Genomic DNA, 20688 nt, shown 5'->3' on the forward strand with positions numbered 1-20688 from the left:
CTCCCGGCCCGGCCATGCGCCGGGCCGTTCTCGTTTTCAGGAGATCACGATGGCGATTCCCGACGATGCCCGCACCAACTTCAACACGCTGCTGAGGGCAGCGGGCGAAGGCAACCTCGCTCTGATGGAGTGCCAGGACGCCGCGACCGGCGCCCTGCGCTACGTCATCTGCGCTGTCGGCCGCGACGGCGGCGATTGCGTCTTCACGCCGTTCGGCCATCTGGCCGATGGCAATCCCTACGACGCCTATCTTCCGCCCGACCCGGACGATCCGGCCGGCTTCCTGCCGCGCGATGACGGAGGCCGGTGATGTTGCAGTCGCACTATCCCGATCTCGGCGTCAGCCCGCTCGATACCGGACGAGCCGTGGTCCGGGCGGCGGCAAAGTATCTGCCGCCCGAAGTGCGCGCCGATCCGTGCCGGCGGCTGCTCCGCAGGATGTTCTACTGCGCCATGCTTCGACGCCATGCGGAGATCCAGCGCGCCTTCATGCGAACCCGGCACTGACGCGGCTCCCGAGCTTTCTCCCAACCCCGCCCGGCCTCGCGCCGGGCTTTTTCGTTTCAGGAGGCATCCATGCCCACCTTCACCATCGAGACCGCGCATGACGTGCCGGTCTACCGTCTTCGCAGCTACGAAGCCGAAACCGTCGACGAGGCGTGTCGGCTGGCGGTGGAAGATAAGGATTGGTCGATCCGCAAGATTTCCCACGACACCCCCGGCGAAACCTTCGTCAGCGGCATCTGGGAAGGAACCGGCGCTCCCCACTCGGCGCCCAGCCTGCTGGTGCCCTCTCAATATGGCGACACCATACGCCGGAAGGCCCGGCATTTCGAGGTGCTGCTCGGCCTCCTCAAGTTGTTCGCCGCCGCCGATCCGGCAGCGCCCGAACTCGCGCTCTGGCGGCGACGTGCCGTTTCGGCAATCGCCAAGGCCGAAGCGATCATGGCCGCCGCCCGCGATCCCGAGGGGAGCGAGCGCGATGCCTGAGATCGTCGAAACCACCGTCTACCGCCTCAACGAACTGTCCGACGCCGCGAAGGACAAGGCCCGCGCCTGGTATCGCGAAGGAGCGTTCGACCACGACTGGCACGAGTTCACCTTCGACGATTTCGAGCGTGTCTGCGAGATTGTCGGTGTCCGGCTCCGGACCCGCACCGTCCACCTCTACGGCGGCGGCTCGCGGCAAAAGCCGTACATCTTCTTCTCCGGCTTCTGGAGCCAGGGCGACGGCGCGTCCTTCGAGGGAAGCTACAGCCACGCCAAGGGCGCACCCCGCAAGATTCGCGACTACGCGCCGAAGGATGCCGAGCTTCACCGGATCGCGGATGCGCTTCATGCCGTCCAGCGCCGCAACTTCTACCAGCTCAATGCCGGCATCAGCCATCGCGGCCGCTACTACCATGAATACTGCATGGTCATCTCGGTGGAACGCGACAGCCCTGTCTATCAGGACATGACCGCCGATGCCGAGGACGCCGTGACCGAGGCGCTTCGCGATCTCGCCCGCTGGCTCTACCGCCAGCTTGAGCATGAGTATGAGTTTCTGTCGTCCGACGAGGTGGTCGACGAGGCCATTGTCGCGAACGAATACACCTTCACCGCGTCGGGCCACCGCTTCGGCTGATCCGCCTTCAGTGGATCGCGCGCGCTTGTCGGTCCCGGTGGCCCGAGAGGCAGAGGAAGGCCGGGACGGGTTCGAGCCGGTGCGGTCGAGAGAGAGCGCCGGCCGGCTCGTCCCATTCCCGCTCTCCTTGAGGCTCCCCTATGAACATGATGCCCGCTACCGTGGCCGCTACCGCGGCCGCGCCGATCCCGCTCGCCTCCGAGCCCGACACCGCCGCCGCCATCCTCGCGGCCGCGCAGCTCCTTCTCCCCCATCTCGAACGCGGGCAGCGCATCGACGCTCCGGCATTGCGCCACGCGATGGAAACCGCCTTCGGCGGCTCCGACGCGGCGGGCGCCTGGAACTGGAAGACCGCCTACGAAGCCTGCGAGGCGGCCACGGTGCTGTTCTTGCGCCGGTTCGGCAAGGTGCTGCTCCGCAAGGGCGGCTCTCCCGCTGCGAGCCTGCCGCTGCTGGGACGCATCGCGGCGCTGATGCCGACCCACACGCGCCGCTCCGAGGAGGCGCAGTCCTTCCAGCAGTTCTCGACGCCGATCCCGCTCGGCCTGGTCGCGGCCACCGCGGCCGCGATCACGCCGGCCGACCGCGTGCTGGAGCCTTCGGCCGGCACCGGCCTGCTCGCCATCCTGGCCGAGACCGCCGGAGGCACGCTCGTCCTCAACGAACTGGCCGAGACCCGCGCCTCGCTCCTTTCCACCCTCTTTCCGGCCCTGTCCGTCACCCGCTTCGACGCGGCCCAGATCGACGATCACCTCGATCTGGCCGTGACGCCGACCGTGGTGCTGATGAACCCGCCATTCTCCGTCATGGCGCATGTCGAGACGCGGATGGCGGACGCGGCATTCCGCCATGTCGCCTCTGCGCTGGCGCGGCTCGCTCCCGGCGGCCGCCTCGTGACCATCACCGGCGCGAACTTCGCACCCGACGCGCCCGAATGGGCTTCAGCTTATGCCGGTCTGCAGGAGCGCGGCCGCGTGGTGTTCACGGCCGCCATCGACGGCGCGGTCTATGCCAAGCATGGCACGACGTTCCCGACGCGGCTTACCGTCATCGACAAGCAGCCGGCCGACGATCCGTCCGTCTTTCCCGCGTCGCCCGGCATCGCGCCCGACGCGACGACGCTGATGGGCTGGGTGGCCGAGCATGTGCCGGCCCGCCTGCCGGTCGATCCCTCCGTCGCGGTTCCGGTCGCCGCCACGCCCGCGCCCCGAACCGTGCGCGGCTATCTCGCCCGCGCAGCGAAGGCCGCGTCGAGGAAGTCCTTGGCCGAGCCGGAGGGCGTCGACCTCAGCTACGAGACCATCGACCGCCAGGATGCCGGGAGCGCCGGCATCACGGATTCCATCTATGAGGAATACGCGCTCCAGTCGATCCGCATCCCCGGCGCGCAGCCCCATCCGACGAAGCTGGTGCAGTCGGCGGCGATGGCGTCCGTCGCGCCGCCGAAGCCGAGCTACCGGCCGCGCCTGCCGGGCAACATCCACGACCTCCTCTCGGACGCCCAGCTCGAAACCCTGATCTATGCCGGCGAGGCCCATTCCGATTATCTCGCCGGATCGTGGGCGGTCGACGAGACCTTCGACGTCGTGAAGGCCGCCCCGGACGACGCGACGGGCGCGGTCCGCTTCCGGCGCGGCTTCATGATCGGCGACGGCACCGGCGTCGGGAAGGGCCGCGAATCCGCGAGCATCATCCTCGACAACTGGATGAGAGGCCGCCGCAAGGCGCTGTGGATCTCGAAGTCGGACAAGCTGCTGGAAGACGCGCAGCGCGACTGGTCGGCGCTCGGCATGGAGCGCCTGCTGATTACGCCGCAGTCGCGCTTCCCGCAGGGCAAGCCGATCACGCTGCCCGAAGGCATCCTCTTCACGACCTACGCCACCTTGCGGACCGAGGAACGCGGCGAGAAGGCGTCGCGCGTCCAGCAGATCGTGGACTGGCTCGGCGCCGATTGGGATGGCGTCGTCATCTTCGACGAATGCAACGCGCTTCAGAACGCGGTCGGCGGCAAGGGCGAGCGCGGCGATGCCGCCCCCTCCCAGCAGGGTCGCGCCGGGCTTCGCCTCCAGCATGCGCTTGCCGATGCCCGCGTCGTCTATGTGTCGGCGACCGGCGCCACCACGGTTCACAATCTCGCCTATGCCCAGCGGCTCGGCCTGTGGGGCGGCGAGGATTTTCCGTTCTCGACGCGGGCCGAGTTCGTCGAGGCGATCGAGGCCGGCGGCGTCGCGGCGATGGAGGTGCTGGCGCGCGATCTGCGCGCGCTCGGCCTCTACACCGCGCGCTCGCTCTCCTTCAACGGCGTGGAATACGAGCTGGTCGAGCACGAGCTGACGCCCGAGCAGACCCGCATCTACGACGCCTATGCCGGCGCGTTCGCGATCATCCACAACAACCTCGACGCCGCCATGCAGGCCGCCAACATCACCGGCGGCAGCGAAGGCGGTTCCGGCACGCTGAACAAGCAGGCGAAGTCCGCCGCAAGGTCCGCATTCGAGAGCGCCAAGCAGCGCTTCTTCGGCCATCTGCTCACCAGCATGAAGACGCCCACCCTGATCCGCTCGATCGAGCGCGATCTGGAGGCGGGCCATGCCGCCGTGGTGCAGATCGTCTCGACCGGCGAGGCGCTGATGGAGCGCAGGCTGGCCGAGCTTCCCACGGAGGAATGGAACGACGTCCGCGTCGACATCACGCCGAGGGAATACGTCCTCGACTACCTTCGCCACTCCTTCCCGGTGCAGCTCTACGAGCCGTTCACCGACTCGGAGGGCAGGCTGTCGTCGCGGCCGGTCACGCGCGACGGCCAGCCCGTCGAAAGCCGCGAGGCCGTCGCCCGGCGCGATGCCCTGATCGCCAAGCTTGCCAGCCTTCCCCCGGTCCCCGGCGCGCTCGACCAGATCGTCCAGCGCTTCGGCACCGACATGGTGGCCGAAGTCACCGGCCGATCGCGCCGCATCGTCCGCAGGACGAGTAATGGCGGCACGGACCGCCTCGTCGTCGAGACGCGCGCCGGCTCGGCCAACCTTGCCGACACCGCCGCCTTCATGGACGACCAGAAGCGCGTGCTGGTGTTCAGCGACGCGGGCGGGACCGGCAGGTCGTATCACGCCGAGCTGTCGGCCCGGAACACGCGCCTGCGCGTCCACTACCTGCTCGAACCCGGCTGGAAGGCCGACGCCGCCATCCAGGGTCTCGGCCGCACGCACCGGACCAACCAGGCGCAGCCGCCGCTGTTCCGGCCGATCGCCACCAACGTCAAGGCCGAGAAGCGGTTTCTCTCGACCATCGCGCGCCGGCTCGACACGCTGGGCGCGATCACGCGCGGCCAGAGGCAGACGGGCGGTCAGGGCCTGTTCCGTCCCGAGGACAATCTGGAATCGCACTATGCCCGCGATGCGCTGCGCCAGCTCTACATGCTGATCGTGCGCGGCAAGGTCGAGGGCTGCTCGCTGGGGACGTTCGAGGCGTCGACCGGCCTGAAGCTGGTCGACTCCACCGGCATCAAGGACGAGCTGCCGGGCATCTCGACCTTCCTCAACCGCCTCCTGGCGCTCACCATCGACATGCAGGGCATCATCTTCACCGCCTTCGAGGGATTGCTGAACGCGCGGATCGAAGGCGCCATAGCGTCGGGCAGCTACGATGCCGGCTTGGAGACGCTGAGCGCGGAGAGCTTCGTCGTCACCGGCCGGGAGACGATCTACACGCACCCCGGCACCGGCGCCGAGACCCGGCTGCTCACCATCTCCGAGCGCAGGCGAAACCGGCCGGTCACGCTCGATGCCGCGCTCGACCATCTCCTTGACCCGCGCGCGAAGCTGCTGGTCAACGAGCGCTCCGGCCGCGCCGCGGTCCAGGTCCGTGCCCCGTCCGTGATGACCGACGATGGCGATGTCCAGTACCGCGTCCGCCTGATCCGGCCGATGGAGGCGCACACCATCCCGTACGGTGCGATGGTCGGAAGCCATTGGGTCGAGGCGGAGCGCAACGCCTTCGCATCGGTCTGGAATGCCGAGGTGGCCGAGGTGCCGGAGTTCTCCGAGTCCACAATCCACATCGTCACCGGCCTGCTACTGCCGATCTGGCGACGCCTGCCCAACGAGTCCTCGCGCGTCTACCGGCTTCAGACCGATGACGGCGAGCGCATCATCGGCCGCAGGGTTTCGCCTGCATGGTCGGCGAACGCCGTGACGACCGGATCGGTCTCGCTGTCGGCCGAGGACGCATTCGCGGCGCTCATGGAGGGACGGACCATCATCGACCTCGACGATGGTCTCCAGCTTCGCCGCGTCCGCGTCATGGGCGCGTACCGCATCGAGCTGTCCGGCTTCACCGACACGATGCGCGAACGCTTGTCCGCCTACGGCTTGTTCCACGAGATCATCTCGTGGAAACTGCGCATGTTCGTTCCCACGGACGCGAGCGGGGTCGCGGTGCTGGCGAAGCTGCTCGACCGATGGTCGGTCGAGCGCATCAGCGAACGGGAGGCCGCGTAATGCCCCGTCTCGACGCTTCGGAGCTTGCCCGCCGTCTCGGTCTCCATGCCGAGGCGGCCTGCCGCCATTACCTGTCCAACGGACGGCGCGAGGGCAATTACTGGCTGGTCGGGGACGCACGCAATCTGCCCGGCCGATCCATGTATGTCCGGCTGCGCAGCTCAGCCAAGGGACCAGCCGGCCACTGGACCGATGCCGCCACCGGCGAGCATGGCGACATGCTCGATATTGTCCGCGAAAGCCTCGGCCTCGTCGACTTCAGGGATATTGCCGACGAAGCCCGGCGCTTCCTCAACGAGCCCCGTCCGGAGCCGGACACCGGCACGCTCGCCGGCGAGCCGGGCCGCCGCGCGGCAGGCTCCCCCGAAGCGGCACGGCGTCTGGTCGCCATGTCGCGACCGATCCGTGGCACGCTCGCGCAGACCTATCTGCGCGAGCGGGGCATCACGGACCTGTCCGGCATCACCAGCCTGTGGTTCCATCCGCGATGCTATTACCGTCCCGACGAGCGCAGCCCCAGAATGACCTTGCCGGCGTTGATCGCCACCGTCACCGACCTCGACGGCCGGCTGACCGGGGCGCACCGCACCTGGCTCGCAGCGAACGGTTCCGGCAAGGCCGCCGTCGACACGCCGAGGCGGGCGATGGGCGATCTGCTCGGACACGGCATCCGCTTCGGCATGGCGGACGACGTGCTTGCGGCCGGCGAAGGCATCGAGACGGTGCTGTCGCCCCGCATGGTGCTGCCCGGCATGCCGATGATCGCCGCGACCTCGGCCGCCCATCTCGCGGCCATCCTGTTCCCGGCGACGCTGCGGCGGCTCTATGTCCTGCGCGACCGCGATCAGGCCGGCAACGCGGCGCGCGATCGGCTGGTCGAGCGCGCGACGAGCGCCGGGATCGAGGCGGTGGTGCTGTCGCCGCGTCTCGAGGACTTCAACGAGGATCTGCGCCTTCACGGCTCCGAAGCCCTGCGGGCGCTGATCCGGCCCCAGCTCGTCCATGAGGACGCCGGCCGCTTCATGGCGGTGGCGGCGTAGCAGATCGGTGATGGAGCGGGCGGCGGCACCGCCGTCCCCGGTTCGCTTGCGCGCGGGCTCCACCGATCGTCGGCGAGGACCGCAACCCGGCCTTCCTAGAGGGCGATCGAGCCCACAAGCGGTCCGGACAGGCAATGGCGGCAGCCGACGATTTTCCGCCGGCGGCAAAGCCGCCTTTGCATCGCGAAGCAAAATCGCCCGCCTTGGCCATCAAGGCCCTCGCGAGCGAGGGCTGCCAGTCCGGCCCGCTTGTAGGCTTCCGACGCCATGAAGGCCGCGAGGGTCGCGGTCGGACCGACGAAGGAGACCACGCAGATGAGAAGCGAACAGGACGACGGTTTCGAGCCGCAGCACGCCTCATCCCCCACCGACCACCTCATCACCGAACTTCAGCTCTATGGCTGGCGTCCCTTCGAGGACGAGCCCGATCCGAGGCCGCTGCCCGAGGGCAACATGGTGGCCGGAGCCGTCGCGGACATCTTCGACGCCCTGATCGCCACCCTTGGCGACACCCGCCTCGAACCCGATCTCGACGAGCTTCTCTGGTCGACCGTCAATCTCTTCCATCGCACCGTCCAGCGGATCGAGCGGGCGCTGGACGACAACGAGCAGGCGCAGCGCCGCCTTCAGCGGGAACAGGACGGCACCGAGATCAAGGCCGTCGAGCTGGAGCGCCTCACGGCCGAGGGCCAGACCATGATCGAGCGGCGCGACGCCTTCGAGCTGATGCGCGACCAGGCCGCCGAGCACTACGAGCGCCACACCGGATCGGGCTGGCGGCCGCGTTCCGGCTCGATGGTCAACCATCGCAACCTGACCTCCGCGCTGGTCGACAGCCGCGACTTCCTCGCCGCACGCCGCAGGGCGGACGCCGAGGTGCTGGTCCCGGCCGGGCCGAGGATCGCGGTCTCCGGCGCCAGCACCTTCAACGACCACGATCTCATCTGGAGCGTGCTCGACAAGGTTCACGCCAAGTATCCGCAGATGGTCCTCCTGCATGGCGGCGCCAAGACAGGCACCGACCTGATCGCCGACAGATGGGCGGCGAACCGCAAGGTGCCGACCGTTCCGTTCCCGCCCGACTTCGCCAAGTATCCGGCGAAGCAGGCGCCCTTCAAGCGCAACGACGCGGTGCTCGAAACGCTTCCCATCGGCGTCATCGTGTTTCCCGGCGGCGGCATCCAGGGCAACCTTGCCGACAAGGCGAGGAAGCTCGGCATCAACGTCTATGATTTCCGCGATCGAGGCGGCGCTTAGGCGCCGCCTCTCAGGCGGTTTCAGCCGCCTTCGCTTGACGATCGCCAGCAAAAGGGGTCAAATCCGTGCATCCTCGCAGCACCGGCACAGAAGCAAAGTCGCAGGCGGAGCGTATCGTCAGACAGCCTGTCGTGATCCTTGAACCGATCATCCGGAGGCTTCCATGACCCTCATCCTGCTCGCCGTCTCGCTGTCGATCGCGCTCTGCGTCATCGCCTTCAACTTCGCGATTTACGCGCTGCCCTTCATGGTCGGGCTTGCCGCCTTCCGCTACGTCTATGCCAGCGATGCGAGCGTCGCCATGTCCCTTGTCGCCGCCCTCGGCGCGGCCGGGCTTTCCGTCGTGGTCGCCGCCGCCGTCCTCGCCTTCGTGCGGGCACCCCTTCTGCGTCTCCCCGTCCTCGTGCTGTTCGCCGCGCCCGCTGCGCTCGCCGGCTATGCGGTCGTGCATGGCGTTGCCCACAACGTCATCGAGTCGACTGTCGCGCTCAATCTTCTCTGCGGCACCGGCGGCCTGTTCGTCGGCATCGCCGCGCTGCTGAACATCAGCGCTCACGCCGCCGCCTTCACGCTGCGCTGAAGCCTTCTATCGCCTCTCCGGGCGGCCTTGATCAGATCGCTATCGGGAAATGGTTCACATGGTCGACGCCGATGGGTCACGCGAGCCCGACACTCACGCTTCCAGAGAATGGAGCAGTTCCTCCCGATTCAACTCAGCCTTCTCGTCAATCAGATCAAGATACCGCTCCACCGCCCTGGCAACGCTTAGCCGAATGTGCCCAAGGTCATCCCGCGAGATCGTCGCATTCGGATGGCCGAGACTGTGCAGATACTCGTCTCTCAACGTGTAACCGCGCTCCAGCCAGTCCGCTTCGGTGTCGTCATCAACGAGACGTCTGTATCTGCGCGTCATCTTCTCGCGGCCGCGATGTTCCCTGAGCATCAAGGTCGCCTCGATACAGCTTATGTTCGCAACGATCTCGTCGATCCCTTCTTCCGAGAGAGCTTTGACGAAGAAGTGCTTGGTAAGCGGATGCAAGATCGCTCTCTCTGTGCCTCGCTTTGCAAGCACCTTTTGAAGCATCCGCCATCGCTGTTCGAGTATGTCGAGTTGTTTTTGACCAAGCTCGAAGGACTCCGACCGATCGGGAACCTCGATCTCCTCGTCCGAATGACCGATGAGGGTCCAAGTCAGAGCCGCCGCGTCGGGCGCGCGCGGCGCGTCGGCGAACGGATCGTCGGAGAACGAATAGACCCAGGGAACGTCAAACGGTTCCCAAGAGCCGTCAGTCGACTCCTTACTAAGACACAAAAGCAGCACAAATAGCGCGTCCTCCACAGGGGACGGAAACGTCGGCTCGAACACTGGAACCTTGCCGATTTCATCCCATCGCTTGTGAAGCACGCCGAGCCAGGTGCGTTCCCATAGGGCTCCAGCCGTCTCGGACTCGCTCGTGACAAGCCAATAGAACCCATCCAATCTTTCGACGGGAAATTGCTGCCAACGGCCGAAGCGTTTTAGCGCATCATGCCGCACGCGCCGACCGAGTTCCCCGCGTCTGAGAAGGGCGATCTCGTTCGTCCCGAAACGCACATTCTCCACGCTTTGGTGCGGCCGCTGACTTAAATCTTCCAGATCGAGGCGATCGAGGGGCGCGTAATGGAATCGCGTCACTTCCTCGACCAAGAAAGCCCGATGCAGCCTCCGTGCTGTGTTGTCGGCAGTTTGCAGGCTGCCTGGATGCCAAGGTGCCTCATCCCAGCGGAAGAAGTTTTCGAGTGCCGTCCGCAGTTCCTTTCGCGATGAATCACCGGAAGGACGCTTCGGGAGCCGAGAACCGCTAATGTCCGGATAGATCGAAGCGCAATTGCTCTCAAGCAACCGAAATGCTGCCGAGCTGTAAGCTTCTTCCTCCGTTCGGCATGCCGCGCACCAAAGGTCGGCGACAGCAAGCCGTATCGCTTCAGGTGCCTCCTCTGCTTCCTTACCCAAGGTCTTTCCCTCCAGCTACGTTATCATCGCACTTTCCGATGAAATCAAAAATGGCTGATCGGCGATGCAATCGGCCGCTCCCATGATGACGGACCTCAAGGGCATCTTCATCAGCTCTGCGAACCTCCTTCATGACGGGCTGGCCGCCGGTATCCGCTCCGCATCGCCGGCTCCGCATCTGGCGGGCGTCGGACGCCCCCGATCAGCGTGATCGCGGGTGTAGTGCTCCCGACATTCTGGCTGTCGGCCCAGCGTGGATTGGCAGGGCGGCGAGTTGGAACCATGCTTCATCCCTTCAGACGCGCACGATCCATCGCCGTGGCCTCGGAAATGGTAACGGCGCCAATTCGTCCGGAAGCCGGTGCCGGCGCTTCCCCTCATCTGCAATCCGAGATCGGCTTGCGCTTGAGGCAGGCGCGGTGATCGCGCTGTTTCCCGAGATGGCGCGGATTCGAGGCCGCGACCGATGGCCGGGCCAGCAAGGAGGAAGATTCTGCGGGTTCTCCGTGATGCGTTCGCGGAAGGACATGCCCTCCGACTGACTGATCCCCTACGGCCGAGCGGTTTCCGCCCTCAACCCCCGCGGCTCCGGACCGTGTTGGCGCGAAGCGCCTGCCCGCCCCACTCCGGGCCTTCAGGGTTGCTGCCGGCTCCCGGCGACCGTGGCCGGGTCTCGTCGGAGGGACGGTCCCTCCGATTGAAGCAACGGAGAACTACCATGCAGAACATCGTCATTCTCGCCGGCAACATCGGTCAGGACCCCGAGGGCCGCACCACCATCAACAACACCCGCATCGTCCACTTCACCCTGGCCACCTCGCGCCCCCGCTACGCGGAAGGCAAGGTTCTGCGGGACAAGGACGGCTACCGGGTCCAGGAGACCGAATGGCACCGCATCACCTGTTTCAACGGCCTCGGCAAGACGGTCGAGCAGCATTGCCAGAAGGGCATGAAGGTGCTGGTCCGTGGCCGCATCCACTACACGAAGTGGACCGACCGGGAGGGTGTCGAGCGCTACAGCACGGAGATCATCGCCGAGACGGTGGACTTCCTGAGCTGGCCGAAGCGGGAGGACGACAGCCGCGGCGCCAACGATCCCGACGACGAGATCCCGTTCTAGAGTCGAGAGTCCGGCGGCGAAAGCCGCCGGGCCTTCTTTTTGTTCGCGGCCAGAAACCTCGCGGTCCGGCTTCGAGCCTTTACGCAACGCTCACTCGACTTCTCACCCTGTCCCGGCCTGAGCATATCCGCCGCCGATCCGCTGCCGGGTGGTCGGCAGGCATCGTCGGCGTGCCACACCCGCGCGAATGCCCGAGCCTAGCACGGAGGCGAGGCCGAGGCCCCCAGCGCATCTGCGCGAGGACATGCAGCTCCGTGGGGAGGAATGCCACCTCGCTCTTCGAGGCTTACCTTGGTTCCAGTCGCGGCCTTCCACGATCAACCCCAATGGGTCGGACTATGCGGAGCATGCCGCCGCCGAGGGCTTCGCCCCGGCGGTGATCGCGGCCGCGGCCGAAACGCATCGGGCGCCTGTCGAGCGGGGATCGCCCCCGCTCCAGATCAGGAGCCGCAGCAATGTCCCTTCCAGACGCACAAGCCTTCGCCTTCAGCCTCGCCGCCACCCTGCTGGTCACGATCGTCATCTTCCGCGCCGGCGACGGCACGGTCGGCGCCATGCCCGCCGCCGAATATGACGGCGACGACGACGCCATCATCCGCGAGATCGACCCGTTCGCCCCTTGAGGGCGAACGTCAGGGTCTCGACACGCGGATCAGCTCGCACGGATCGACGTCGAGCGCGTCCGCCACCTTTCCGAGAATGCTCACGCTCGCCGAAACCTTGCCGCGTTCGATCGAGCCGATATAGCGAGCACTCAGCCCCGAGCGCTCAGCCACGTCTTCCTGCGTCATATCCTTGTCATGGCGCAGCCGACGCATGTTGATCGCCATGACCTCTTTGAGGTCCATGACGCATCGGAACCAGAACCGGAATTATCGTTCTAGGAACGATCGTTCCGATTCGATATGGTCAACCATATGCGCGAAGATCAAATGCGTCGCAGCTCCTCGACTTTCTGTCGAATCGCGGAATGGAAGCATTCCCAAAATCTTCGATGCCAGTCGCGGAACTTCTATTGCACCTCGAAGCGATGACGTATTTGTGAACTACATCCGCGAGGAAGTAAGGACACGACGATGAGCAAATCCCCCTTCAAGGACAGCCCTCCGCTGACCGACAGGGTGAATGCCTATGACGAAGCCCATCTCGCAGCGTATCTGCGCCTGCTCGATGCTGCCGAGGAAGGTGCCGACTGGCGAGAGGTCGCCAGAATCGTGTTCGGGCTCGACGTCGATGCCGATCCCGAACGCGCGAAGCAGATGCACGACAGCCATCTCGCCCGCGCACGCTGGATGACCGAAAAAGGATACAAGCACCTGCTGCAACCGCGCATGCAATGACCCTAAGCCCGTCGCTGCACCCTTGATGATGCCACAACCCTGGATTACTCACCCAGGTCGAGATTCATATTCTGATTTTGCGACTTCCCGATCTTCCGACCGCCCCAATACTCGAATCATCTCGATGGCAACGACCGGGCGGGGAGGATTTCGTCATGGAGCCGCTGCACGACTGGCGATCACCGCAGTTCGAGGAACGTCTGGCTTGTCTCGATCGTGGCGGTGTTTCGTTCGAGTTTCTTCGTCGCAACCGCGAATACCGGCAGGACTATGCCGACACGCTGGCAAGGGTCGCCTCCGGCGGCGCGGACAAGGAGAACGCGATAGCGCGCCTGTCCCGCCGCTGGGGGCTGGCCTTTCCCGGCGGACCCTTCTGCATCGGCGTTGACCGCTCGACCCGTCTGGCTGCCTCGAATCTTCCCTGCCGTGCTCATTGTCATGGCTGCCCCCGAAGGCTTTGCAGCTTCTTCGCTTCCTGATCCGCGCGCGCTCCCCGTGCTGGGCGAGCTGGCCGGCGAAGGCCTCCATGTCGTGGCCGAAGACCAGGCCGGAGATCACCGGCTCTGGCTCCAGTATGGCGACAAGCCGGCCGCCGCAGGAATCTTCCTTCCGCTCGACGAGCATTTCTGGTGGCGTCACCGCAATGCGGGCCGCCTGAAGCGGCGCCTCGACGGAAATCGGTCCGGTCCCTGGCCGCGCCAGCAACGGCTTTCAGCATTCCAGATTCGTCGGGCTGCGCTGATGCTGCGGGCATCGGACGGCGTGGAATCTGGTGCCTCCCGCCGCATCGTCGCCGCCGTCCTGCTTAACCGGACCGTCGAGACGATGCGTGCCGTCGACTGGCAGAACGCGCCGGAGCGCCGACGGCTCGCACGTATCCTCGCGGCCGCGCGCCGCCAGATCGAAAGCGGCTATCTGCGCTGGCTCACCCCGCAGGGATCGCGCGGCGGCCGAGAACGCGGTCGGGACTGACTCGCCGGCAGGGCGGCGCGAAGGGGGGACACTTCTCCTAAGCCCCCCGATTTTTGTCACTCCGTTGGACCGCTGATTTTTCGCCATCGTCGCACCTGACTCGCCGTTCTCACGGCGGCCGCGACGGAGGCCGATCATGGACACCATCACCGACAGCAATTGGCCGCGCTTCGTGCGCACCCCGGAGGCGGCGCGCCTCCTCGACCTGTCTCCCCGCACGCTGGAAAAGCACCGCTGCGACGGGACCGGACCGATCTACCACAAGCTCGGCGGCCGTGTGGTCTACGCCGTCGCCGACCTGCAAGCTTGGATCGACGCGAGCGCCCGCCAATCAACCTCCGAGCCGGCGACGCCGAGCCCTCCCGCTCCTCGGGACGCGGGCGCAACCGACGCGACCCGCTAACGACCGCATGACCACGCGCCGCACATATCAGGGCCAGCAGCTCGAACTCTTCAGGGCACGCTCCGGCGAGATCGCCGCGCGCGACGCACAAGACCTCATGTCCTGGCCGTTCTTCTCGCTCGGCAAATCCCGCCGCATCACGCCCATCGACTTCCGCATGGGCGACGTGTCGATCCGCGTCGAGGCGACGGCCGAGCACGGCATGGCGACCATCTGGGATGCCGACGTGCTGATCTGGGCGGCAAGCCAGATCGTCGACGCGCGCGACCGTGGCCTCTCCACGTCGCGCTTCATGGCATCTACTCCCTACGAGATCCTCACCTTCATCGGCCGAACCGACTCCGGTCTGAACTACGACAGGCTGAAGGCCGCGCTCGACCGGCTGCAATCGACCACCATCCTCACCTCGATTCGCCAGCCATCCGAGCGCCGCCGACACCGCTTCTCGTGGATCGCCGAGTGGAAGGAGCGGCTCGACGCGCAGGGTCGGTCGCTCGGCATCGAGCTGATCTTTCCCGATTGGTTCTATGCCGGCGTCCTCGACGACGCGCTCGTGCTGACCATCGACCGCGACTATTTCGGGCTGACCGGCGGCCTCGAACGCTGGCTCTACCGGCTCGTGCGCAAGCATGGCGGCCGGCAGGGCGGCGGCTGGAGCTTCGACGTTCCGCATCTTCATCTCAAGTCCGGAAGCCTGTCGCCGCTCCGGCGCTTCCGCTTCGAGCTGCGCGCCATCGTCCGGCGCCAGCCGCTTCCCGGATACCGCCTGGCGCTGGTGGACGATCCCGATGGCCGCCAGCGCCTGACCTTCCAGCCGATCGGTGAGCAGCCCATGCCGCGCCGCCGCAAGCGTGCGGGAGCGGCATCATGATCGCATCCGGGACATCGCTCCCCCGCAGCCGTGGAAAGCATGTGGATGGAACCGTACTATCGGGAACGCCGATCCCCGTCTTTTCGGGAACGCGAATCCCGTACCATCAGGAACGCGCGCGGCCGGCAAGCATCGGATTCGACAGGCGGAATCCGGCCCCTCTAACTTCCCTAACTATAGAATCCTTCGGATTCTTGCTAACGCGGTCTCCCATTTCACGAAATCGGGGACAATGGCGCCGCAGCCTGATCGGCATGCGGAGGATAGCGCCATGACGATCCTCACCGGCGATTGCCGCGACCTGATGCCGGCGCACGGCCCGTTCGATCTGATCCTTGCCGATCCGCCCTATGGCGACACGTCGCTCGCCTGGGACCGGCAGGTCGACGGCTGGCTGCCGCTCGCGCGCGCCTCCCTGAAGCCGTCCGGCTCGATCTGGGCGTTCGGCTCGCTGCGCTCCTTCATGACCACCGGAAGGTCCTTCTCGGATGCCGGCCTGACCTATGCGCAAGAGATCGTCTGGGAGAAGCAGAACGGCTCCTCCTTCCACGCCGATCGCTTTCGCAGGGTCCACGAGCTGGCCGTGCAATTCCGCCGCGCCGACGTGCCGTGGAGCGGCGTCTACAACGAGGTGCAGACGACGCCGGACGCCACGGCGCGCACCGTGCGGCGCAAGAAGCGGCCGCCGCATACCGGCCGGATCGACGCCGGCCACTATGTCAGCGAGGACGGCGGCCCGCGCCTGATGCGCTCTGTGATCTTCCTGCGCAACGCGCATGGACGCGCCATCCACCCGACCGAGAAGCCCGTCTTCCTCCTCGAAATCCTGATCCGCACGAGCTGCCCGCCTGGCGGCCTGGTCGGCGACTGGTTCGCGGGCTCCGGTGCTGCCGGCGAAGCCTGCCGGCTGACCGGCCGCCGCTATCTCGGCTGCGAGATCGACGCGGCGATGGCCGAGCGCGCGCGGGCGCGCATCACATCCGTGCTGCCCTTCACGGAAGGGACACCGCCATGACGACGAGCATCCGCAGCGCCGGCCTGCCGGCCGACCGCACGGTGGTCGAGCTGACCTGGCGCGAGAACCACGTCGAGCACTGGATACGCTTCGGCCGCGCCACCGAGGACCAGCGCCTCGACCGCCATCGCCGTGTCGTCGTCTTCGCGCCGGGCAGCGTCTTCGCCTTCGTCCGCTGGGCCGGCAACGAGCATGGCACGATCATCTCGCGCATCGACATCGTGCGCGCCGTAGCGTCCGGCGAGCCGTTCCAGACGCTCCCGTTCGTGCGGCCGGGCGGCGAGATCCTGCTTCGCATCACAGGCTGGCCGAAGGTCGAGGCCGTTCTGAAGGTGGTCGAAGCGATCGAGGCGCTGGGCATCGACCCGGCCGATGCCGCGCCGGACCACTGGCGGCACGTCCATAACCGCATCAGCGTCAACGAGCCGTTCCGCGCCTATTCGGCCGAGCAGCATCGCGCCTGGCTGCGCCGCCGCGAGATACGGCCATGAGAACGCGCCGCCTGACGCTCATCACCATGATCGCCGGCGCGGTGCTGGTCGCGGCTCCGGCGTTGCACCGTCCCGATCTGCGCTTCATCTGGAACGCATCGGCCAGCGTGCCGGTCGGCCTCTACCGTATCGTGCCCGCCGACCGGATGGAGGTGACGGACCTCGCCGTCGTCATGCCGCCCGACGAGCTGGCCGACTTCCTTGCCGAACGCGGCTACCTGCCGCGCGGCCTGCCGCTCATCAAGCGCGTGCTGGCACTCGGCGGAACCGAGGTGTGTCGGTACGGCGGCACCATCACCGCCTACGGCATGACCTATGGCGACGCTCGCGCGCTCGACACGCACGGCCGCCCGCTGCCTGTCTGGCAGGGCTGCCGCACGCTCGGCGAAGGCCAAGCCTTCTTCATGAACTGGGACAGCCGGGACAGCTTCGACAGCCGCTATTTCGGGCCGCTCCCGGTCTCAACCATTGTCGGCCGGGCGGTCCCCGTCTGGACAACCGACGATCCTGATCCGGCCACGGAATCCTTCCGCGAGCCGGTTTCCGACGAGCCGTGACGGCTCGTTCTCCAACCTCGCAAAAGGAACATCGCATGGCCCAGATCGGCACCTTCACCCGCAACGATGACGGCTTCTTTGGCCGCGTCCGCACGCTTACGCTCGATGTAGAAGTCGCCATCCTGCCCGCCGAGAAATCGGACGCCGAGAACGCACCCGAGCATCGCGTCTTCCTCGACGGGCAGGAAGTCGGCGCGGCCTGGAACCGCACCGGCGACAAGGCCGGAAGCTACCTGTCCCTGACCATCGACGATCCGTCCTTCTTCGAGCCGATCCGCGCAAGGCTGTTCGAGTCAGACACGAAGAAGGGCGCGTGGAACCTGCTCTGGACGCGCCGGAAGAAGAACGACGGCGAGGCATGACCGATCATGCGCTGCCATCGTTCCCGTGATCCTTCAGGCTCACTCTCCTTGATCGGTCGAGCGCCGGTCACCCCCCTCGACCCGATCGCCCATCGGGCGGCCGTCGCACGCAGCGGAGGTCAAGGGCGGCGGCCTGTTTTCCGGGTTGCGGTCCTGTCGCCCGACGATACCCGCCCGGAAAATGTCGGCCGCCGGCGAAGCCTTGCCCTTGGCCGAAGCGAGCACGATGGCAGGCTGGTGGCGCATCGGGACGGCGGTGCCTGCGCTGCCTGCGCTGCCGTCCCAACCCTCATGGCGACGCTGGTCGCATGCGCCTTGATCGCGGTCATGGCGGCTCCCGCGTCGGCCGAGCCGCCGCCCGACGAACCGCTTTCGGCCACCGTCTCGGCTGCTCCGCGATCCGATCCGTGGGCGCCCCATGTCGCCGAGGCCGCCCGCCGCTTCGCCATTCCCGAGCGCTGGATACGCGCGGTCATGGCCGTCGAGAGTGTCGGCGATCCGGCCGCGCTCTCGCCCAAGGGCGCCATCGGCCTCATGCAGGTCATGCCTGCGACATGGGAGGAACTGCGCGCGACGCATGGCCTCGGCGCAGACCCCTGGCAGCCGCGCGACAACATCCTCGCAGGCACGGCATATCTGCGCGAGATGCACGACCGATACGGCTCGGTCGACGCGATGCTGGCCGCCTACAATGCCGGTCCCGGCCGCTACGACGAGCATCTCGCCAGCGGCCGCACGTTGCCGGCCGAGACCGTCGATTACGTTGCGAAAACCACGCCGATGATCGACGGCACGGCACCGATCACGCACTCTGCCGGTTCATCGTCATCGCCCTCATGGCGTCGCGCTCCGCTCTTCTTCGCGCGCTCCACTGACCGCGATCACGACGATGCGGACGACTCCCTCCCTCTTTCCGGCCGACCTTCCGACGCGCCGGCGATCGTCGATCTGTCGGCGCTCGCGCCGCCATCCGGCGGTCTGTTCGTAGAGCGGCCTGCAAGGGAAGGAGATCGGCGTTGAAGATCGCAGTCTCTGACTTCGCGTGGTGCGCAATCGCAGGGATTGCGGTGCGCTGCGGGGCAGCGGCACATCAGGCCGAAGGAGGGCGGGATAAAAAGCGGCACATCGCCGCTCGGTTGGAGTGTTGTTTCGCTTGCGCTTTTTGGATTTCCGCGCACATCGCGGATCAGGCGCGCGAGGTGCGCGCCAAGGTATTCTCGTGCGATTTCAGCGGAAACCGCACATCGCGGCGGAAACGGCCATGAGCCGGGACGACGATTTCCGCGTCCGGCCGGGCCGAATCCGTTCGAGCCGAGCGCAGCGGGCGAAGCCATTCGTCGCCCAGGCGCTCGCCGCCGCGCAGAAGGCCGGCGGCCGCATCTCCCGCTCCGGCAGGATCACCTCCGGCAACGGCTCGCGTTTCGGCCGCGGCCGCGTGGCGAGCGTGCGCGCCAATCGCCTCATCTCCAGCCGATCGCGCGGCGCCGTCATCAAGACCCGCGTGGTCAGGCACACCGCGCGCTCCGCGCCGCTCACAGCCCATCTCAACTATCTGCGCCGCGATGGCGTGACCCGCGACGGCGAGAAGGCGCGCATGTTCGGCCCGGAGACGGACGACGCCGACGTGAAGGGCTTTGCCGAACGCTGCGAGGACGACCGCCATCATTTCCGCTTCATCGTCTCGCCCGACGACGCGACGGAAATGTCCGACCTGAAAACCTTCACCCGCGATCTAATGGCGCAGATGGAAAAGGACCTCGGCACCAAGCTGGACTGGGTGGCCGTCGATCACTGGAACACCGAGCATCCCCATGTCCATGTCATCCTGCGCGGCCGCGCCGATGACGGCAACGACCTCGTGATCGCCCGCGACTATATCAAGGAGGGCATGCGCAACCGCGCCCAGGACCTCATCACCCAGGAGCTCGGCCCGCGCACCGATCTCGACATCCGCCGCGCGCTGGCCACCCAAGTCGAGGCCGAGCGCTGGACCCAACTCGACCGCCAGCTTGCCCGCGACGCCGGCCGCAACGGCATCATCGACGTGGCGCCGTCACCCGACAGGCAGCCAGACGAATATGTGACGCTGAAGGTCGGCAGGCTTCGTCATCTCGAACGCCTCGGCCTCGCGGAGACCATCGGTCCCGGCCAATGGATCATCGCCGATGAAGCCGAAGCCACGTTGCGCGAGCTGGGCGAGCGCGGCGACATCATCAAGCGGATGCACCGTGCGCTCACCGAATGCGGCATAGATCGCGGCCTGACCGATTACGTCATCGCCGGCGAGGTCAACGCCGATCCCATCATCGGCAGGCTGGTCGAACGCGGCCTGGATGACGAGCTGCGCGGCAGCGCCTGGGCCGTGATCGACGGCATCGACGGGCGCACCCATCACATCCGCTTCCACAATCTCGACGCGGCCGGCGATTCCGCGCCCGGCTCCATCGTCGAGCTGCGCCGCTATGAGGATGCCGGCGGCCGGACCCGCACGGCGCTCGCCGTCCGAGCGGACCTGTCCATCGAGGCGCAGACCACGGCGACCGGCTCGACCTGGCTCGATCGACAGCTCGTCTCCCGCGATCCCGTCGATCTTGGCGGCGGCGGCTTCGGCCTGGAGGTGAAGCAAGCGATGGACGCCCGCGCCGACCATCTCGTCGCCGAGGGCTTCGCCCGGCGCGAAGGCCAGCGCATCGTCTTTGCCCGCAATCTCCTCAACACCCTGCGCGAGCGCGAGCTGGACGCGCTCGGCCAGAAGCTCGCGGTCGAGACCGGCGCGCCGTTCCAGAAGGCGGCGGACGGCGAATATGTCGCCGGCACCTATCGGCAGCGCTTCGCGCTCGCCTCCGGCCGCTTCGCCATGATCGACGACGGGCTCGGCTTCAAGCTCGTGCCCTGGACGCCATCGGTCGAGAAGCACATCGACCAGCACATCTCCGGCGTCGCCCGCGCCGGTGGCGGCGTCGATTGGTCGTTCGGCCGAAAGCGGGGGCTGGGGCTATGACCGGCAACCGCGAATGTGCACCGCATCCCGCAAGTATTTTCCGCGAGCAGTTCGATCGGCTTCGAGCCACCGGCCATGCGGCATTGAATCCCGCGCGCAGCATGTCCTTCTGCGACGTGCCGCATCGAACATAAGGAGATTGC

The 20688-nt window shown here is 66.9% G+C and carries 26 protein-coding genes; 23 read left to right on the forward strand and 3 right to left on the reverse strand.

Annotation, left to right across the window (positions count from 1 at the left end):
• Positions 1-49: 49 nt before the first annotated feature.
• From ACX82Z_RS14045 to ACX82Z_RS14080, 8 genes are all read left to right on the forward strand, one after another.
• Positions 50-310, forward strand: coding sequence for a DUF6117 family protein (locus tag ACX82Z_RS14045; RefSeq protein WP_459589605.1), 261 nt, complete (start codon positions 50-52; stop codon positions 308-310).
• Positions 310-507, forward strand: a complete 198-nt coding sequence (locus ACX82Z_RS14050; RefSeq protein WP_173187349.1) for a hypothetical protein — start codon at positions 310-312, stop codon at positions 505-507. The genes ACX82Z_RS14045 and ACX82Z_RS14050 overlap by 1 nt, the downstream gene beginning before the upstream one ends.
• Before the next feature lie 69 nt (positions 508-576).
• Positions 577-990, forward strand: a complete 414-nt coding sequence (locus tag ACX82Z_RS14055) for a hypothetical protein (RefSeq protein WP_459589606.1) — start codon at positions 577-579, stop codon at positions 988-990.
• Entirely contained in the window at positions 983-1627 is a 645-nt protein-coding gene (locus ACX82Z_RS14060; RefSeq protein WP_459589608.1) for an antitoxin of toxin-antitoxin stability system, read from the forward strand. The genes ACX82Z_RS14055 and ACX82Z_RS14060 overlap by 8 nt, the downstream gene beginning before the upstream one ends.
• 146 nt (positions 1628-1773) lie before the next feature.
• Positions 1774-6123 carry a strawberry notch-like NTP hydrolase domain-containing protein gene (locus ACX82Z_RS14065; protein WP_459911798.1) on the forward strand — a complete coding sequence of 1450 codons (4350 nt, stop codon included), beginning with the start codon at positions 1774-1776 and terminating at the stop codon, positions 6121-6123.
• Positions 6123-7163: a DUF7146 domain-containing protein gene (locus ACX82Z_RS14070; RefSeq protein WP_459589609.1), complete on the forward strand. Its 1041-nt coding sequence runs from the start codon at positions 6123-6125 to the stop codon at positions 7161-7163. Before ACX82Z_RS14065 ends, ACX82Z_RS14070 begins: the two co-directional genes overlap by 1 nt.
• Positions 7164-7478: 315 nt before the next feature.
• Positions 7479-8420, forward strand: coding sequence for a DUF2493 domain-containing protein (locus tag ACX82Z_RS14075; protein WP_459589610.1), 942 nt, complete (start codon positions 7479-7481; stop codon positions 8418-8420).
• A gap of 163 nt (positions 8421-8583) precedes the next feature.
• The gene (locus ACX82Z_RS14080; protein ID WP_459589612.1) at positions 8584-9000 is read left to right on the forward strand and encodes a hypothetical protein; all 417 of its coding nucleotides are present in this window, start codon (positions 8584-8586) and stop codon (positions 8998-9000) included.
• Between the two features lie 93 nt (positions 9001-9093).
• Here ACX82Z_RS14080 and ACX82Z_RS14085 read toward each other — a convergent pair whose 3' ends face one another.
• A complete protein-coding gene (locus ACX82Z_RS14085; RefSeq protein ID WP_459589614.1) occupies positions 9094-10413 on the reverse strand; it encodes a hypothetical protein in 1320 nt (439 codons plus the stop codon).
• An 82-nt stretch (positions 10414-10495) separates the two neighbouring features.
• Here ACX82Z_RS14085 and ACX82Z_RS14090 point away from each other — a divergent pair, with 82 nt between their 5' ends.
• The 3 genes from ACX82Z_RS14090 to ACX82Z_RS14100 all read left to right on the forward strand — a co-directional run bounded on the left by ACX82Z_RS14090 (position 10496) and on the right by ACX82Z_RS14100 (position 12156).
• Positions 10496-10624: a hypothetical protein gene (locus ACX82Z_RS14090; protein ID WP_459589616.1), complete on the forward strand. Its 129-nt coding sequence runs from the start codon at positions 10496-10498 to the stop codon at positions 10622-10624.
• A 507-nt stretch (positions 10625-11131) separates the two neighbouring features.
• Entirely contained in the window at positions 11132-11533 is a 402-nt protein-coding gene (locus ACX82Z_RS14095; protein WP_126006724.1) for a single-stranded DNA-binding protein, read from the forward strand.
• 455 nt (positions 11534-11988) lie between these two features.
• Positions 11989-12156 carry a hypothetical protein gene (locus ACX82Z_RS14100; RefSeq protein WP_404933624.1) on the forward strand — a complete coding sequence of 56 codons (168 nt, stop codon included), beginning with the start codon at positions 11989-11991 and terminating at the stop codon, positions 12154-12156.
• Positions 12157-12165: 9 nt separating this feature from the next.
• On the opposite strand, the gene ACX82Z_RS14105 is transcribed toward ACX82Z_RS14100, so the two are convergent.
• A complete protein-coding gene (locus tag ACX82Z_RS14105) occupies positions 12166-12381 on the reverse strand; it encodes a helix-turn-helix domain-containing protein (RefSeq protein ID WP_459589618.1) in 216 nt (71 codons plus the stop codon).
• 228 nt (positions 12382-12609) lie between these two features.
• Here ACX82Z_RS14105 and ACX82Z_RS14110 point away from each other — a divergent pair, with 228 nt between their 5' ends.
• From ACX82Z_RS14110 to ACX82Z_RS14150, 9 genes are all read left to right on the forward strand, one after another.
• Positions 12610-12873 (forward strand): DNA -binding domain-containing protein, encoded by a 264-nt coding sequence (locus tag ACX82Z_RS14110; RefSeq protein ID WP_459589620.1) that lies wholly within the window; start codon positions 12610-12612, stop codon positions 12871-12873.
• A gap of 155 nt (positions 12874-13028) precedes the next feature.
• Positions 13029-13352, forward strand: coding sequence for a transcriptional regulator domain-containing protein (locus tag ACX82Z_RS14115; protein ID WP_459589621.1), 324 nt, complete (start codon positions 13029-13031; stop codon positions 13350-13352).
• The gene (locus ACX82Z_RS14120; RefSeq protein ID WP_459589623.1) at positions 13312-13845 is read left to right on the forward strand and encodes a DUF2285 domain-containing protein; all 534 of its coding nucleotides are present in this window, start codon (positions 13312-13314) and stop codon (positions 13843-13845) included. Before ACX82Z_RS14115 ends, ACX82Z_RS14120 begins: the two co-directional genes overlap by 41 nt.
• A gap of 136 nt (positions 13846-13981) precedes the next feature.
• The gene (locus tag ACX82Z_RS14125; protein ID WP_459589625.1) at positions 13982-14248 is read left to right on the forward strand and encodes a helix-turn-helix transcriptional regulator; all 267 of its coding nucleotides are present in this window, start codon (positions 13982-13984) and stop codon (positions 14246-14248) included.
• A gap of 7 nt (positions 14249-14255) precedes the next feature.
• Positions 14256-15119: a replication initiator protein A gene (locus ACX82Z_RS14130; RefSeq protein ID WP_459589626.1), complete on the forward strand. Its 864-nt coding sequence runs from the start codon at positions 14256-14258 to the stop codon at positions 15117-15119.
• A 271-nt stretch (positions 15120-15390) separates the two neighbouring features.
• Positions 15391-16134: a DNA-methyltransferase gene (locus ACX82Z_RS14135; protein WP_459589628.1), complete on the forward strand. Its 744-nt coding sequence runs from the start codon at positions 15391-15393 to the stop codon at positions 16132-16134.
• A complete protein-coding gene (locus tag ACX82Z_RS14140; protein WP_459589630.1) occupies positions 16131-16625 on the forward strand; it encodes a DUF2840 domain-containing protein in 495 nt (164 codons plus the stop codon). The genes ACX82Z_RS14135 and ACX82Z_RS14140 overlap by 4 nt, the downstream gene beginning before the upstream one ends.
• Positions 16622-17182 (forward strand): S26 family signal peptidase, encoded by a 561-nt coding sequence (locus ACX82Z_RS14145; protein WP_459589632.1) that lies wholly within the window; start codon positions 16622-16624, stop codon positions 17180-17182. The genes ACX82Z_RS14140 and ACX82Z_RS14145 overlap by 4 nt, the downstream gene beginning before the upstream one ends.
• A gap of 35 nt (positions 17183-17217) precedes the next feature.
• The gene (locus ACX82Z_RS14150; protein WP_459589633.1) at positions 17218-17544 is read left to right on the forward strand and encodes a DUF736 domain-containing protein; all 327 of its coding nucleotides are present in this window, start codon (positions 17218-17220) and stop codon (positions 17542-17544) included.
• A 39-nt stretch (positions 17545-17583) separates the two neighbouring features.
• Here the strand turns inward: ACX82Z_RS14150 and ACX82Z_RS14155 are convergent, their stop codons facing one another.
• Complete coding sequence (locus ACX82Z_RS14155) at positions 17584-17790, reverse strand: hypothetical protein (RefSeq protein ID WP_459589635.1); 207 nt, start codon at positions 17788-17790, stop codon at positions 17584-17586.
• Between ACX82Z_RS14155 and ACX82Z_RS14160 the strand changes: the two genes are divergently transcribed.
• The 3 genes from ACX82Z_RS14160 to ACX82Z_RS14170 are packed head-to-tail and all read left to right on the forward strand — an operon-like array spanning position 17782 to position 20545.
• Positions 17782-18564 carry a lytic transglycosylase domain-containing protein gene (locus ACX82Z_RS14160; RefSeq protein ID WP_459589637.1) on the forward strand — a complete coding sequence of 261 codons (783 nt, stop codon included), beginning with the start codon at positions 17782-17784 and terminating at the stop codon, positions 18562-18564. The two genes, ACX82Z_RS14155 and ACX82Z_RS14160, sit on opposite strands and share 9 nt — an antisense overlap.
• Positions 18561-18809 (forward strand): hypothetical protein, encoded by a 249-nt coding sequence (locus ACX82Z_RS14165; RefSeq protein ID WP_459589639.1) that lies wholly within the window; start codon positions 18561-18563, stop codon positions 18807-18809. The genes ACX82Z_RS14160 and ACX82Z_RS14165 overlap by 4 nt, the downstream gene beginning before the upstream one ends.
• A complete protein-coding gene (locus ACX82Z_RS14170; protein WP_459589641.1) occupies positions 18806-20545 on the forward strand; it encodes a relaxase/mobilization nuclease domain-containing protein in 1740 nt (579 codons plus the stop codon). The genes ACX82Z_RS14165 and ACX82Z_RS14170 overlap by 4 nt, the downstream gene beginning before the upstream one ends.
• Positions 20546-20688: the final 143 nt, after the last annotated feature.

The organism is Aliihoeflea sp. PC F10.4 (assembly GCF_054612275.1).

What these genes read in the sequence shown, in the direction of transcription:
- ACX82Z_RS14150 (WP_459589633.1), top strand. Translation starts at nt 17,218, where the DNA reads ATGGCCCAGATCGGCACCTTCACCCGCAACGATGACGGCTTCTTTGGC.
- ACX82Z_RS14045 (WP_459589605.1), top strand. Translation starts at nt 50, where the DNA reads ATGGCGATTCCCGACGATGCCCGCACCAACTTCAACACGCTGCTGAGG.
- ACX82Z_RS14120 (WP_459589623.1), top strand. Translation starts at nt 13,312, where the DNA reads ATGGCTGCCCCCGAAGGCTTTGCAGCTTCTTCGCTTCCTGATCCGCGC.
- ACX82Z_RS14065 (WP_459911798.1), top strand. Translation starts at nt 1,774, where the DNA reads ATGATGCCCGCTACCGTGGCCGCTACCGCGGCCGCGCCGATCCCGCTC.
- ACX82Z_RS14070 (WP_459589609.1), top strand. Translation starts at nt 6,123, where the DNA reads ATGCCCCGTCTCGACGCTTCGGAGCTTGCCCGCCGTCTCGGTCTCCAT.
- ACX82Z_RS14140 (WP_459589630.1), top strand. Translation starts at nt 16,131, where the DNA reads ATGACGACGAGCATCCGCAGCGCCGGCCTGCCGGCCGACCGCACGGTG.
- ACX82Z_RS14170 (WP_459589641.1), top strand. Translation starts at nt 18,806, where the DNA reads ATGAGCCGGGACGACGATTTCCGCGTCCGGCCGGGCCGAATCCGTTCG.
- ACX82Z_RS14090 (WP_459589616.1), top strand. Translation starts at nt 10,496, where the DNA reads ATGATGACGGACCTCAAGGGCATCTTCATCAGCTCTGCGAACCTCCTT.
- ACX82Z_RS14110 (WP_459589620.1), top strand. Translation starts at nt 12,610, where the DNA reads ATGAGCAAATCCCCCTTCAAGGACAGCCCTCCGCTGACCGACAGGGTG.
- ACX82Z_RS14060 (WP_459589608.1), top strand. Translation starts at nt 983, where the DNA reads ATGCCTGAGATCGTCGAAACCACCGTCTACCGCCTCAACGAACTGTCC.
- ACX82Z_RS14075 (WP_459589610.1), top strand. Translation starts at nt 7,479, where the DNA reads ATGAGAAGCGAACAGGACGACGGTTTCGAGCCGCAGCACGCCTCATCC.
- ACX82Z_RS14080 (WP_459589612.1), top strand. Translation starts at nt 8,584, where the DNA reads ATGACCCTCATCCTGCTCGCCGTCTCGCTGTCGATCGCGCTCTGCGTC.
- ACX82Z_RS14130 (WP_459589626.1), top strand. Translation starts at nt 14,256, where the DNA reads ATGACCACGCGCCGCACATATCAGGGCCAGCAGCTCGAACTCTTCAGG.
- ACX82Z_RS14135 (WP_459589628.1), top strand. Translation starts at nt 15,391, where the DNA reads ATGACGATCCTCACCGGCGATTGCCGCGACCTGATGCCGGCGCACGGC.
- ACX82Z_RS14095 (WP_126006724.1), top strand. Translation starts at nt 11,132, where the DNA reads ATGCAGAACATCGTCATTCTCGCCGGCAACATCGGTCAGGACCCCGAG.
- ACX82Z_RS14145 (WP_459589632.1), top strand. Translation starts at nt 16,622, where the DNA reads ATGAGAACGCGCCGCCTGACGCTCATCACCATGATCGCCGGCGCGGTG.
- ACX82Z_RS14055 (WP_459589606.1), top strand. Translation starts at nt 577, where the DNA reads ATGCCCACCTTCACCATCGAGACCGCGCATGACGTGCCGGTCTACCGT.
- ACX82Z_RS14115 (WP_459589621.1), top strand. Translation starts at nt 13,029, where the DNA reads ATGGAGCCGCTGCACGACTGGCGATCACCGCAGTTCGAGGAACGTCTG.
- ACX82Z_RS14125 (WP_459589625.1), top strand. Translation starts at nt 13,982, where the DNA reads ATGGACACCATCACCGACAGCAATTGGCCGCGCTTCGTGCGCACCCCG.
- ACX82Z_RS14105 (WP_459589618.1), bottom strand. Translation starts at nt 12,381, where the DNA reads ATGGACCTCAAAGAGGTCATGGCGATCAACATGCGTCGGCTGCGCCAT.
- ACX82Z_RS14050 (WP_173187349.1), top strand. Translation starts at nt 310, where the DNA reads ATGTTGCAGTCGCACTATCCCGATCTCGGCGTCAGCCCGCTCGATACC.
- ACX82Z_RS14155 (WP_459589635.1), bottom strand. Translation starts at nt 17,790, where the DNA reads ATGCGCCACCAGCCTGCCATCGTGCTCGCTTCGGCCAAGGGCAAGGCT.
- ACX82Z_RS14100 (WP_404933624.1), top strand. Translation starts at nt 11,989, where the DNA reads ATGTCCCTTCCAGACGCACAAGCCTTCGCCTTCAGCCTCGCCGCCACC.